Here is a 15,162-nt window from a genome sequence, read left to right on the forward strand (position 1 = left end):
AAGACTAATAAGAAAGGAAATCAATATGGATAATGTCACAAATTTAAAATGTCAAAATAATTCGGTGAAACCCAAGTATAATGTGTTCAAAAACATTATTTTCATGGTCAGATTGGCATGGACAGAACGTAAATGGGTGTTAATACTCTGTGTGTTAACCGCCTCCTTATCAGTGGGGCTTAGCCTACTTAAACTTCTGATTACACCAGTCATTCTATCAGAGGTGGAAGCAGTTGTTCCTCTTGGACAACTCATCAAAACTATTTTGCTATTTGCAGGAGCGCTGCTGTTAGTAGATACAGTTCATTCTTTTTTTGCTACGATAATTCCCTTTGAACATAATTCGTTCAGAATAATAATAGCTTCGCATATAACGCAAAAAATAGTCAAGGCATCGTATCCTCTTACAGAGGATCAGGATGTGCTTCGAAAACTGGATAGAGCAAATATGTACAATATTGGAAATGACTCCACAACACTGGCTTTTTGGGTCAAATTATCAAATTTATTTAAAAATATTGCGGGTTTTATTATTTATTTGGTTATGTTTTCTTACATTGAATTATGGATTATTATTGTCATATTGGTTACCACTGTCACTGGTTTTTTTGTGAATAAACGTATATACAAATGGAGTTATGAACACCGGGACGAGGAAGCAGAGTATTCACAACGAATGAATTACATATCCAATAAAGCTAGAAAAGGCAGTATTGCCAAAGATATCCGTTTGTTTAACATGGGTCGTTGGTTGGAGGACATATACAGTAGTACGCTTAAGGTATATCAATCATTCCTCGCCAGGGAGAATCGGGTTTATATTTGGGGGAATGTGGTCGATGTTGTACTGTCCTTTGCTCGTAATGGTGTAGCGTATATCTATCTCATTGGATTAGTATTGTATGATGGATTATCTGCTTCCCAATTTTTGCTCCTATTTACTGCTGTGGGAGGAATTACCATATGGGTGAGTGGAATCCTCTCATGTGTGATAGATCTGAATAAAGATAGCCTTGAGATCTCTACTTTGCGGGAATTTCTTGAATACGATGAACCGTTTGTTTTTGAGGGTGGTGAGTCGTTGGAGCCGGACCCATTTGTAACTTATCAAATTAAGTTAAAGAATGTATCATTTAGATATAAAGGAGCAAAACAGGACACCTTAAAGAACATTAATCTCACCATAAAACCCGGAGAAAAATTGGCTGTTGTGGGACTAAACGGTGCGGGTAAGTCAACACTTGTTAAGCTAATCTGTGGTTTCTACGATCCTACAGAAGGTGAGGTATTATTAAATGGAGTAAACATAAAAAAGTACAACCGACGTGATTATTACCGACATTTTTCTGCAGTTTTTCAAGAGACTTCTCTTCTTCCAATATCAATAGCTGAAAATATTTCTCAAGCCAATAATTCTTTTGATATGGAAAAGATTCGTGACTGTGTAGAAAAAGCAGGATTGACCCAAAATATTGAGAAGCTACCCCAAAAATATAAAACAAATTTGAGTAAAGATATTTTTGATGACGGGATTGAATTGTCAGGAGGGGAAACTCAACGTTTATTGTTAGCCCGTGCGTTGTATAAGAGTGCACCGATAATTATCCTTGACGAACCTACCGCTGCTCTTGACCCAATTGCAGAAAGTGAGATATACAATAAATATCATGAAATCACTGGCAATCGGACCTCAGTGTATATCTCTCACCGTCTAGCTTCAACACGTTTTTGCGATCGAATAATTTTAATTGGTGACAAAACTATTCTAGAGGAAGGTACTCACGACAATCTCATCCGACAGGGTGGGAAATATTTCGAGCTATTCGAGGTTCAAAGTCGTTATTATCGGGAAAATGAGGACCAAGTCATGGAGACCACTGACAAGGAGGTGCTTAATTGTGACTAAGAAACAAAAAAAAGATAAAATACCTTTTAAAAAAGTCATGCATCTGAGTTTACGAGGATACCACTTGTGGTGGAAAAAGTACCCTATGATGTTATGTTCCTCTGCACTTTGTTCAATATCGGTAGCATTGACGCCTTATGTAGCAATAATTCTTACAGCAAGAATTATTAACGAAATCGCTGGTGAACGAGATGCCTTCACGTTAAAGTGGCTGACAGTATTATCGTTAATTTCTGCATCAGTATTAGCGCTTTTAAATGCGGGTTTATCTAGATGGAAAAACTATGAACGTAAAGCACTGTGGTATAAGCGTGATAAATTATATACGGATAAATTATTGTCTATGAACTTTAGTGATGTGGGTACTTCGAGAACTCATGATCTGATGGATAAAATACAACAAAATGATAGTTGGCCGGCTTGGGGGCTGGGTGGATTGATGGGTGACTTCGATTTATTGGTAGAATCATTGCTCACAATCATTGGAGCGGTTGCGTTGAGTAGTTCACTTTTTATGTTTAAAGTCCCTGAGAGTGCAGGAACATTGACTGTTTTAAATAATCCGTTTTTTATCATTATTATCATTGCGGTTATGTTGGCTGTCACGTTCGCTGTACCTATGTTAATCAATAAAGGAAATGCATACTGGGCTAATTATTATGGTGATATAACAATGTTTGAAAAATATAGAATATTCATTGTGAAATCATCACAGGAGCGTCAACGGGCACTTGATACAAGAATATATCGTCAGGATATTATGGGACAAAAATATTTAGATGAGGCAATGAGTTATGGAGACCGAGCAACAACGGTTCTTCGCCCGATGAGACTGTTTCACACCTCATCTACAGCAGTGAGTCATGTCTTTACCATTATCATATACATTTTTGTATGTCTCAAAGCATGGGGTGGGGCATATGGGGTGGGTTTTGTCACTCAGTACATTGGAGCTACCACTGCACTATCTGGTGGCGTATCAGGGTTACTTCGCTTCTTCGGTAATCTGCGTAATAATGCACCGTTTTTGCAAACAGTTTTTGATTTCCTTGCTACACCGAATGACATGTGTCAGGGGAGCTTAAGCACAGGAAAAAGATCCAATAGTATGTATGAGATTGAATTTCGCAATGTCAGTTTCAAGTATCCGTCTTCAGAAGAGTATGTTATGAAAAACCTGTCACTAAAATTTAATATAGGACAACGCCTTGCTGTTGTAGGGCAAAATGGTTCCGGCAAAACTACATTTATCAAACTCCTTTGTCGTTTATACGACCCTACAGAGGGAGAAATTTACTTAAATGGAATAGACATTCGCCAATATGATTACCGGGAGTACATGGATATATTCAGTGTTGTGTTCCAAGATTTTAAGCTTTTATCCTTTAGTCTGGGACAAAATGTAGCTGCTGAGGCTGATTATGATGCTGTTTGGGCTAACGAATGTCTTAATAAAACTGGTTTTGGCGAACGATTACAAACTCTACCAAAGGGTTTGGATACCTGTATGTACAAAGATTTTGAGAAGGAAGGTGTGGACATATCCGAGGGAGAAGCACAAAAAATCGCTTTAGCCCGAGCGTTGTATAAAGATGCACCTTTTGTTATCATGGATGAACCAACTGCTTCTCTAGACCCCATTGCTGAGTCTGAGGTCTATGAGAAGATGAATGAGATTGTAGGAGATAAGACGGCTGTCTTTATTTCCCATCGTCTCTCTTCTTGTCGTTTTTGTAATGACATAGTGGTATTCCACGAGGGGCGACTTATCCAGCACGGTAGTCATGATAATTTAGTCGCAGATAAAGAAGGAAAATATTATGAACTCTGGAACGCACAAGCACAATATTACACGACATAAGTTGCGTCTATATAAATTCAATAAAACCGATATAGGTAGTTTAATGTAATAACTGGATAATGTGTTCATAGAACATATAGAAGAGATAGACAAGATAATTAAAAGGGTTTACTGTCCATTTGGATGGTAAACTCTTTTAAAATTATGTGTTTTGATTAAAGAAACAACAACAAATATAAAATATAGTAAAGGATAAAAAAATATGAAACCTGTTTTTAATATAGGATTTAGTGGAAATAAACAAGATTTGGAACGATTATTAGGAGTAGGGAATCAAATTGATTCCGTTTATACAGGTGGTTTGAAAAATATGATAGCTGGTGGCCGTCCCCAATATTGTAGCAGTCTTAATGAAATTGAAGATTTGGTGAATATAGCATCTAAAAAAAAGGTAACCTTTGAGATTGCACTTAACTCACCTTGTGGAATTGAGAATACTACAAATCATATATATTGGAAAAAGATAAGAGATTATCTTAAAGATCTGGAAAAAATTGGGGTGAGTGGTATTATTGCAAGTCATCCATTTATCATGAGTGAGGTAAAAGCTAATACTAATATGCAGCTTACTGCATCTACAATTTGTGAAATCCAATCATGCCGCTCTGCCATTTATTATGAGAATCTTGGAGCAGATGTACTGGTTCCATCAATGAATTGTAACTATAATATTGATTTACTAATAGATATAAAAAAAGCTTTGAAGAGAGCAAAAATACGATTGATGGTTAATGAACATTGCTTGGGAGATTGCCCGTGGAGAAGATTTCATCATAATCATTATGCGCATTCATCAAATGCGTTTGATTACCATCTTAAATGTAAAAAAGTATATTGGAACAACCCACACTTGTTACTTACCAATTCCGTTATACGACCTGAAGATTTGCATCACTATGAGCAGATTACAAATGATTTTAAAATAGTCGGACGTCAAGTACCTATTGAGGCATTAGCTAATGTGGTCTGTGCTTATGAGGCAGAACAGTATGATGGAAACTATATTGAGCTTTTTGACATTACGATGGCTAAGAAATATTTTATTGATAATAAATGTTTGGATCAATTATTTTACAATAAATCCAAGTGCACATGTAAGTGTCATAACTGTAAAAAATGTAAGGAAATGTATAGTATGGCACGATTGAAAAATCTAAATACTGATACAAAAGCAAATGGGAATGGTTAACCTATTATAATAGGTACTGATAATGATTAATCCGTCAAATGGTTTAGAATGAAAGGAGAAATGAGATGAATAAAAATATGCCGTTTCCGCCTAAAGCTTATATTCCATATAATGATTTGTACATATCATGTATATTGGCAGGAGGAAAGAATTATCAATTTGCATTAGCGGAAAATTTCATTAGATGTTATATAGAAGAAAAAATTGAAGCAGATTGGGTAGATTATTTTGAATCACAAAAATATAAAAACTATGGTGTATTCAAAGGATTTGAATTTACAAGCGATAATTTTAAGTATAAATCTACAGAAATAAGTGATGTGATAACACATTATTTAGATATGGGGTACGTAATTATACATAATGTTGAAACCTATTACATTAGGAATTATGTTACCTTCAATCAATATCATTCTATTCATTCATTAATGATTTATGACTATGACGATCATGACAATTTTGTGTGCCGTGATTATTTCGATTATAGCAATTACTCGGAAAAATTAGTTCCTAAAAGTGAAATAACCACATCATATAGAGAGACTTATGAGAAAAATAATAATTATAATACTTTTTTGATGTTAGGGGTTAAACTGGATAATGATATATCATGCACTGGAATTAACAATCTTCAGCCATTCTATAATCAAAGAAAACCAGATATAAATCTTTTGAAGGCATTAGGGGTTCAAATGCATTGTGATATATCAAATAATAGGGTTTGCAATCTTCAGCTACCCTATGATCAAAGTAAACCCAAAATAAATCTGGAAAAGATATTATTTCTTTTAAAAGAATTTGTCAATGGTGATAACTATGTAGAAAATAATGTTAGTCATGCCTTATATTCTGAAAGTAAATATAAGATGGGTATTGATGTTTTTGATTGCATAATAAGCAAATTACTGTTTTACTTTACGGAAAGACTTGATCTGGTAAATATGCGATTAATTAAATTTATTGAACATCATATTTATATGATGAAGGAACGGATACGCATCATGAAATATGAATATGGTATATCATTATCAAAGGAATTACTTGAAAGTGCTTCACAGTTAGTAAAAAAATCGGAACAATTTACGTTTATGATTATGAAATTATTAGTAAAAAGAGATGAAGCCGAAATGTTGAGAACGGTGGCTTTTCTTAATAAACTGAAAATAAATTACATAATATTAATAAACCAGCTAATTAAAGAAATTGAATATGAAATCGCTAAGGAAAAGGGTTGAGAGATGAAGAAATATTTAGAACAAGTAGGGAATACTCCTGTCATTAATTTATCAGATAAAATGTTTCATGACTTAAATATATATATCAAATTGGAGTTTTTTAATCCTACAGGTTCAGTAAAGGATCGGGCTGCAAGTTTTATTTTAAATAAGTTAATCTCAAATGGAGAAATAGATAAGGATACAATAATTATAGAGTCTTCTTCTGGAAATTTTGGAATTGCTCTAGCTTCTTATTGCAAGATGCTAGGGCTAAAATTTTATTGTGTTATAGATCCCAATATAACATATATAAACGAGATGTTAATTAGAAAACTAAGTACAGAAGTATTTATAGTAAAAGAGCATGATGAGAATGGTGGTTACTTAATTGAAAGGATAAAAAAAGTAAAACGGTTACAAGCACAGCATGAGAATACATATTGGATCAATCAATATGGTAATCCCTATAATGCTGAAGCTTATTATATGACACTCGGTAATGAACTATGTAATGAAATTAATCCTATAGATTATATTTTCATAGGAGTAAGTTCTTGTGGCACAATAACTGGTGTTTCACAAAGAATCAAGGGAAAATTTCCCAAAGCAAGAGTTATCGCTGTTGATATTGTTGGTTCTGTAATATTTGGAGGCAAATCAAAAAAAAGGTACATCCCTGGAATCGGTTCAAGTATGCAACCGGAAAACTTGAGAAAAGCAAGAATTGATGATGTTATACAAGTAACAGAGGAAGAGACTATAGATATGTGCAATTATTTATTGGAAAATCATCAAATATTCGCAGGAGGTTCATCTGGATCTGTTATGGTCGCTATACATAATTATTTCAGAGATAGAAAATTAACAAACGTAAATGTTGTTGCTATTTTTGCTGATAGAGGAGATAGATATGGTACTACTGTCTATAATAAAGAATGGTGTATGGAGAAGTTTCCTAAGATGATTAAAGGAGAAAGAGTATGAAGCTATTTTATTTACCACATGCTGGAGGTACTGCAAACTCAATGTATAAATGGTCAGGTGGATTAAAAAGGTTTATAGAACCAATATCACTTGAATTATCTGGACGAGGTTCACGCTATAATGAAGAACTATACTCTGGTTTTATAGATGCAGTCAATGATATTTTTGGAATTTTTAAAAAAAATGTTCGCGATGATGATTATGTTCTAGTGGGTCACAGTATGGGAGCAACTATAATTTATGAGCTTTACTATAAAATATTAAGCAGTGGTTTAAAACTTCCAATTCATATGTTTTTTTCAGGTAGCAAACCACCCCATACGAGGCAAGAAAACGAAAAAATTTGTATGCTTGAAGATGATTTGTTTTTAAACGAGATAAAAAAATTTGGTGGACTTTCAGATGAAATGCTTAATATTGATAAATTCAAGAAAATATTCACGCCATTATTAAAAGAAGATTATAGAATACTAGAAGATTATAAAATTTCAAACAAGGATTCTAAGATCAAATGTAATATATCTGTTATGTATGGTAATGAAGATTTATCTTATGAAGAGCTGCGAGGATGGAAAAGGCTGGCAAATGTGTGTTTTTATGAAGCGTTTAATGGTGGACATTTTTATATTGATTCTAATGCGATAAAATTTGCTTCCTATATCAACAGACGAATTATGGAAGAATATGAAACAAGAGGTGAATAAATAATGTTGTATTTGGACAATGAAAATATGAAAGAAATGGGGATAGATTGGGATAGAACTATTTCAGTAATTGAGGAAACTGTAAAATGTCTGTATTGGAATGAAACAGTACAACCTATAAAGCCGTATTTAAGATATAAGGAACTTCAAAACAGAATTATTGCTATGCCTGCATATGTCGGAGGTAAAATTGATAGAGCAGGTATAAAATGGATTGCAAGCTTTCCGGATAATATCCATAAGGGTATTCCAAGAGCTCATAGTGTCACAATACTTAATGAGGCAGATTCAGGGGTCCCCATCAGTATCATTAATACTGCAATGCTTAGCATTATAAGGACTGCAAGCGTAAGTGGATTAATAATCAAATATTATAAGAAATATAGAGAGCTAAAAAATATTACAATAGGAATCATTGGCTGGGGACCAATTGGACAACATCATCTGGATATGTGTATGAATTTGTTGGGAGATTCCATATCAAAGATATACATATATGATTTAAAAGGAGTAGATAACATAAATCTACCGGCCAAAGATATGAAAAAAATTGTGGTTGCTGATAACTGGCAAGAAGTTTACTTGAATTCAAACATATTCATTACTTGTACGGCATCCAAGGATAGGTATATTGATATTAAACCGAGAGAAGGTAGTTTACTTCTGAATGTATCCTTAAGAGATTATAAAAAAGAAATATTCCCATTTATCAAAGAATCTATTATAGTTGATGACTGGGAAGAAGTTTGCCGAGAAAATACAGATATAGAAATGTTTCATAAAGAGTGTGGACTAAATCAAGACTCTTCTATATCTATCAAGGAAATTGTATGTGAAGAGGGAATGAAAAACTTTTCTCAGGATATTCCAATTTTATTTAATCCAATGGGAATGGCTGTCTTTGATATTGCTATCGCATCATATTATTATGATTTTGCAATAGAAAATAATATAGGAAAGATTTTATAAGAGAGTAAAATGCATGAACGTAGTAGTCTTATTGACTACAATATAATACTAGGAGGTAGAAACATGAGACAAAGAACATTATTTACATCAGAATCTGTCACAGAGGGGCATCCAGATAAAGTATGTGATCAAATTTCAGATGCAATTCTTGATGAATGTTTACGTCAAGATAAGTTTAGTCGTATAGCTTGTGAAACAGCAATAAATACTGGATTTGTTTTAGTGATGGGAGAAATTACGACGAATGCAAAAATAGATTTTGAATATATAGTTCGAAAGACGCTAAGAGAAATTGGGTATACGGATGAGTCTAAAGGATTTGATGCAGAGAATTGTGAGATAAAAATCATATTAGACAAGCAATCCGGTGATATTGCTATGGGAGTAGATCAAAAAAATGATAAATATAGTCTAGGAGCAGGTGACCAAGGGATGATGTTTGGTTATGCATGTAACGAAACTGAGAATTTAATGCCTTTTGCTATTGAAATGTCTCACAGATTATCCAAGAAACTAGCAGAACTAAGAAAGAATAATATTTTAAATTATCTAAGACCGGATGGTAAGACACAAGTAACGGTTGAGTATGATACTAATGGGTTAGTTAAACGAATCGACTCCATTGTAGTATCTGTTCAACATGATGATTTTATTAATATTGCTAGGGTTAGGGAAGATATAAAGAAATATTTGATTTTACCAAATGTTAATCAAGACTTAATAGATTCAGATACCACATTTTATATCAATCCTACAGGTCGCTTTGCCATTGGAGGACCAAAAGCTGATAGTGGTCTGACTGGAAGGAAAATAATTGTAGATACATATGGTGGATATGGAAGACATGGAGGCGGAGCTTTTTCAGGAAAAGATTATACAAAGGTTGATAGATCAGCAGCATATGCAGCGCGATATGTTGCGAAAAATATTGTTGCAGCAGGATTAGCTGATATATGTGAGGTACAATTATCTTATGCAATTGGAATAGCAGAACCTGTATCAATAGGAGTAGAGACTTTTGGAACTGGAAAAGTGTTGGATGAAAGACTAATAAATGCAATTTATAGTAATTTTGATTTGCGTCCGTATGCTATAATTGAGTCATTGGGGTTAAGAAAAGCAGTATATTTACAAACTGCGTGTTATGGACATTTTGGTGAAAATACCAAAGAACTTAGTTGGGAACAAACTGATAAAGTACCAATTCTAAAAGAGTATTTCAAATAAATTAATCATACTATTTATACCATAAAAAACTATTTACAATATAAGATATCAAGAGTGTTGCAGATATTTACTAAAACAAAAGATTCGGTAGTGTCAGATATAGTGTGTAAAAATTTCCATCCTAGCTATGAAGCTGGGGTGGTTTTTTTATGATGCGCCCAGCATGGGCACAATCTAATGGGTGAAAGTCTAATTCTTTCTTTATTAATATCAATTCCTTCAATTTCCTCAATTCTATTTAATTTTAATATCTATAGTTTTTTTTATCCTTCAAAAATAGTATGCATACATGTTCTATTTCATTTCTTAATAAATAACACTGAATCAATGCATGATTCATCTTTTTTTCCGTAACATCCTTGTATAAAAATTAATGAAGATATATGTAAGTTGGAAAATAAATTAAGTAGCTTGTAGAATTAAAGATACATGGTATAATTAATAGATAAACTTATGAAGAGAAATATAACGAAGCAACATCACAAATCAAGAAACTAAAAGAGGAACAAGAGCAATTAGGAAATACTTATTAAGTAATTTTTATTTTAATACAGGTTTACAATTAGAGGAAAGATGTAGTGTGCAAAAGCTTAATGGAATACATGGTATTAAAGATGATATTGTGTAATTCCTATAACGGTAACGATACACTATGAAACTAAAATTAAAAATTATTTAATCTAATTAATTAATATAAAAGGGGACAGCAAATGTTATTTCAAGAGTTTAACTTAAATGTATCTATTATAAAAGCTATAGAGGAACAAAAATATAAAAAACCAACACCAATACAAGAAAAAGCTATTCCATCAATATTAAGAGGAAAAGATTTACTGGGGTGTGCTGAAACAGGAACTGGTAAAACAGCTGCATTTGCAATTCCTATATTACAAAAGCTTTCAGAAGATAGTATCAATCATGAAAAGTATAATCAAATTAAAGCTTTGATATTAGCACCTACTAGGGAATTAGCTATTCAGATTGGTGAAAGTTTTAAGATTTATGGACAGAATCTAGATATTCAAACAGGTGTGATTTTTGGGGGAGTAACTCCAAAACGCCATATCAAGGAATTGAAAAGAGAGCCCAATATATTGGTCGCAACACCTGGACGACTTCTTGACCTGATTGGACAAGGATATATTGATTTAAGTAATGTTGAAATGTTTGTACTTGATGAAGTGGATAGAATACTAGATATAGGAATGAAACAGGATGTTAAAAAAATAATATCCTTTTTGCCAAAAGTGAGACAAAATTTATTATTTTCGGCGACAATACCAAATGAGGTATCAAAACTTGTTAATTCAATTTTAAGAAATCCAGTTAAAATAGAAGTTAAAAGCAAGTCTTCAAATACAAAAAAGATTAAGCAGCAAGTATATTTTGTTGATGAGCCGGATAAAACATCACTACTAGTACATTTGCTGAAGGATAAATCATTTGAATCTGTATTGGTTTTTGCTAGAACCAAAAGGAAAGCAGATAAAATTAGTAAAGCCATTAACATACAAAATATAAGGTCTAAAGCTATTCATGGTGATAAAAGTCAATCTGCAAGACAAAAAGCTTTGGAGAGTTTTAAAAATAAAGAAATAAGAGTTTTAGTCGCTACAGATGTAGCTGCAAGAGGTATTGATATAGAAAAATTGTCACATGTAGTGAATATGAATATTCCAAATGTTCCCGAAACATATGTTCATAGAATTGGACGTACAGGAAGAGCAGGAATGGGTGGAACGGCAATATCATTTTGTAGCAATCAGGAGACAGCTTTTTTGAAAGATATTGAAAAACTCCAAAATAGAACTATAGAGGTTGTAAAAAGTCATCCATATGTATTAATTAATATTGCGATACAGCAAAATAGAGAGAAATATAGAGAAAAACCTCAATTAAATACAAATAATAATAAAAAAAGAAGCAGTAAAAAACCGAATTATAATAAAAAGAATTCTAGAAAAACTAATGAACAAAACAAAAACAATAATTTTAATAAACGAAAGAAAAGAGTCGTGAGTAAAAAGAAATGATAAAAGGTACTGAGAGGATATTAAGATGGAAAAGAATCAATGTGACTATTGCCTATATTTAGCATGTGATGAGGAAACTAATGAATATTATTGTACATTGAACCTAGATCAGGACGATATTGCAAGATTAAGATATAGCCAATATGCTAGTTGTCCATATTTTCGTATGGGTGATGACTATACTATTGTTCGAAAACAAGGATATTAGATAGATATTATACTTTTTGATACATAGGAGGAATTATGGAATTAAAGCTATTTGGATTCATCAATGAGGTTACAGATTATATAGAAGACATAACAGATGATTTAGAAATTGCATCTAATGAAATAAAAGTTTTTTTAAAAGAATTGATAGAATTAAGTAATGATGGTTATTTGAACATTAATAGAAGAGTAAAATCAATTCCTAGTCTAAAAGAAAAAATACTTAGAAATAATTCCTATAAGAAATATGATTCCTCACAAGAATTTATTTCTAATCTATCAGACTTGATTGGTATAAGAATAGAGTGCAGGTTTATTGAAGATGAACATAAAATATATGAAGTATTAAAACGATGTTTCAGTATGTGTTATACAGATGGATATTACTATAATTCTCTTAATAAGAACATTAGACTTGAATTAGATGTTTTACAACCTCAAAAACAAAAGAATGGTTTTGAAATATATAGAATAGATGGAGTTTACGAATATAATGATTTATTGTTGAATTTTGAACTACAGATCAAATCTCTTGTTAATGTGTTCTGGGGAGAAATTGAACATAAAATAATATATAAAAATAATAACTATAACATTTGGGATAATTTTTTGAAAGATATCATGGGGTCGATTAATGAAAATCTATCTATGATAGATAAACAATTGCATATTATTGATGATCAATTTAAGCAATTAAATAATATTAGCCCAGCAGTTAGAAAAAGCCAAATTGAAAGAACTTTGGCAAAAATGATATATGATATTTTTTCAATTAAAATTAAGAACAGTATTGGTTTCGTTGTGGATTTTAGAAAGTCATGTAATACTATTATGAAATATATTTTCAGATCAAATCATGCAGAAAACTTAGAGGATTATAATAAGACTTTGGTAAAAACACTTTCCAGGCTAAATGATATAAGTGAGAATGAAGTTGATTTTACCCATGAGATAGTTTTTGAACGTGAAATAAAATTAGAAGATGAGTTCTCGAAAGTTATGGGAGAAACAATAATAGCTTCTATTAATAGAGACTTCCAATGGAATATCTTTTTTACAATACTATTTGAAATAGAGCTTGGGAATAATGTTGAGGATTTTGAAACATTTATCCAGTTCATAAAGGGAAGATTCAGTAAAAATCGAAGTTTATCGAAGTTATATGTGTTATTTAAGGAAGATGAAGCTGAGGAAATGATAGAAAAATTACTTAAAAGTATTGTATATACTTTTAAGAAGATTGATTCTATAAACTTTATTTATGATACAAGCATGGAGAAAATAAACAGTGCACTTAATTATATAGTTGGATTGATATGTAAAAATATTCAAACATACAAAGAGTGGTTAGAGTATAAAGAAATATATATCGAGTATTTTCAGGTTAAAATCTTATCTATATTTGATTATAAAATAGAAATAGCTAAAGTTAAAAAATTCTTAGAAAAAGCAAAACAATCATCAAGTATAGTAGAAATTAGTGAAGATATCTTAGGGTATGCCCAGGAATTAGAGTCGCATTCTGAGATAGAAGCAGATCAAGCGTTGAAGCTGTTTAAGTTATAAAGCTCAAATTATATTATTTTTTTATAATTTCTATAGATGGGAAATATTACGATTCACTAATTAAATTAATGAAAGAAAAAGAGAGGTTATACAATGGATAAGCAGGAGCAAAAACATAAGCGACGTGTTAGATATAAAGGGACTCATCCTAGATCTTATAAAGAAAAATATAAGGAACTTCAACCAGAAAAATATGGGGATACAGTAGAAAGAGTTATTCAAAAAGGGAGTACACCTGCGGGTATGCATATTTCGATTTGTGTAAAAGAAATATTGGATTTCTTACAAATTACTCCTGGGCAAATTGGATTAGATGCAACGCTGGGTTATGGTGGTCATACTTTAGAAATGATTAAATGTCTAGAATCAAAGGGACATTTGTATGCACTGGATGTTGACCCTATTGAATTAGCACGTACTAGGGAGCGTTTAGAGAATTTAGGATATGATGATAAAATTCTAACTATAAAGCAGATGAACTTTTCCGACATAGATAAAATAACAGCCGGGTCAGGACCACTTAATTTTGTATTAGCGGATTTAGGAGTATCTTCAATGCAAATAGATAATCCTGAAAGAGGTTTTTCATATAAGAAAGAAGGACCTCTAGATTTGAGATTGAATCCTGATAAAGGTATATCTGCTGCTGAACGATTGAAAGAAGTTTCACAAGATGAATTACAAGGTATGTTGATAGAAAATGCAGATGAACCTTATGCAGAAGAAATTTCTCGTGCTGTTATCTCCGAAATAAAAAAGGGAAAAGATATTTCAACAACAACACAGCTCCAAAACTTAATTGAAAATGCTCTACAATTCATTCCAAAAGATAAAAGAAAAGAAGAAATTAAGAAATCCTGTCAACGATCATTTCAAGCGTTGAGAATAGATGTTAATACTGAATTTGAAGTATTATATAATTTTTTGGAAAAACTTCCTACTGTTCTTGCTGAGGGGGGACGTGTTGCCATACTCTCTTTTCATTCAGGAGAAGATCGACTTGTTAAAAAATCATTTAAACGATTTTTACGTGAAGGCGTCTACCGAGAAATTGCTCCTGATATTGTTCGACCATCAGCAAAAGAATGTCATATTAATAGTCGTGCTCGTTCTACTAAAATGCGGTGGGCTATAAAAGCGTAATATTTATACTGGAATTAATCAATTGAAATACTAAAAAGTTGTTATTAGTGAGTTGAATTAATCATATAATTGTTATACAGAAATATCTAAATTTATAAATCATAATCAAAAACTTGGATTTCATTAGTGAAATTCAGGTTTTTTTATTTTCGTGTC

Annotated in this window: 12 protein-coding genes; all 12 read left to right on the forward strand. The window is 32.0% G+C overall.

The genetic code is table 11. The annotated features are described in order from the left end of the window. Nucleotides 1-25 precede the first annotated feature (25 nt). Nucleotides 26-1,906, forward strand: a complete 1,881-nt coding sequence (locus ACX6CF_RS03080) for an ABC transporter ATP-binding protein (RefSeq protein WP_458783829.1) — start codon at nt 26-28, stop codon at nt 1,904-1,906. Further along, nucleotides 1,899-3,767 (forward strand): ABC transporter ATP-binding protein, encoded by a 1,869-nt coding sequence (locus ACX6CF_RS03085; protein ID WP_458783830.1) that lies wholly within the window; start codon nt 1,899-1,901, stop codon nt 3,765-3,767. Before ACX6CF_RS03080 ends, ACX6CF_RS03085 begins: the two co-directional genes overlap by 8 nt. A 202-nt stretch (nt 3,768-3,969) precedes the next feature. Further along, entirely contained in the window at nt 3,970-4,956 is a 987-nt protein-coding gene (locus ACX6CF_RS03090; protein WP_458783831.1) for a U32 family peptidase, read from the forward strand. A gap of 65 nt (nt 4,957-5,021) precedes the next feature. Next, complete coding sequence (locus ACX6CF_RS03095; RefSeq protein WP_458783832.1) at nt 5,022-6,191, forward strand: hypothetical protein; 1,170 nt, start codon at nt 5,022-5,024, stop codon at nt 6,189-6,191. A gap of 3 nt (nt 6,192-6,194) precedes the next feature. Then, nucleotides 6,195-7,157, forward strand: coding sequence for a 2,3-diaminopropionate biosynthesis protein SbnA (gene sbnA / locus ACX6CF_RS03100; protein WP_458783833.1), 963 nt, complete (start codon nt 6,195-6,197; stop codon nt 7,155-7,157). Further along, complete coding sequence (locus ACX6CF_RS03105; protein ID WP_458783834.1) at nt 7,154-7,861, forward strand: thioesterase II family protein; 708 nt, start codon at nt 7,154-7,156, stop codon at nt 7,859-7,861. The genes sbnA and ACX6CF_RS03105 overlap by 4 nt, the downstream gene beginning before the upstream one ends. Nucleotides 7,862-7,864: 3 nt before the next feature. Further along, nucleotides 7,865-8,830 carry a hypothetical protein gene (locus ACX6CF_RS03110; RefSeq protein ID WP_458783835.1) on the forward strand — a complete coding sequence of 322 codons (966 nt, stop codon included), beginning with the start codon at nt 7,865-7,867 and terminating at the stop codon, nt 8,828-8,830. A 63-nt stretch (nt 8,831-8,893) separates the two neighbouring features. After that, nucleotides 8,894-10,057 carry a methionine adenosyltransferase gene (gene metK / locus ACX6CF_RS03115; RefSeq protein ID WP_458783836.1) on the forward strand — a complete coding sequence of 388 codons (1,164 nt, stop codon included), beginning with the start codon at nt 8,894-8,896 and terminating at the stop codon, nt 10,055-10,057. 710 nt (nt 10,058-10,767) lie between these two features. Further along, nucleotides 10,768-12,090 (forward strand): DEAD/DEAH box helicase, encoded by a 1,323-nt coding sequence (locus ACX6CF_RS03120; protein ID WP_458783837.1) that lies wholly within the window; start codon nt 10,768-10,770, stop codon nt 12,088-12,090. 25 nt (nt 12,091-12,115) lie between these two features. Beyond that, on the forward strand, nt 12,116-12,298 hold the full coding sequence (locus ACX6CF_RS03125) for a DUF6472 family protein (protein WP_458783838.1): 183 nt from the start codon (nt 12,116-12,118) through the stop codon (nt 12,296-12,298). Nucleotides 12,299-12,333: 35 nt separating this feature from the next. Beyond that, complete coding sequence (locus ACX6CF_RS03130) at nt 12,334-13,863, forward strand: GTP pyrophosphokinase (RefSeq protein ID WP_458783839.1); 1,530 nt, start codon at nt 12,334-12,336, stop codon at nt 13,861-13,863. Between the two features lie 93 nt (nt 13,864-13,956). After that, on the forward strand, nt 13,957-15,006 hold the full coding sequence (gene rsmH / locus ACX6CF_RS03135; RefSeq protein ID WP_458783840.1) for a 16S rRNA (cytosine(1402)-N(4))-methyltransferase RsmH: 1,050 nt from the start codon (nt 13,957-13,959) through the stop codon (nt 15,004-15,006). The last annotated feature ends 156 nt before the right edge of the window (nt 15,007-15,162 follow it).

The sequence above is a fragment of the Vallitalea sediminicola genome (assembly GCF_054408565.1).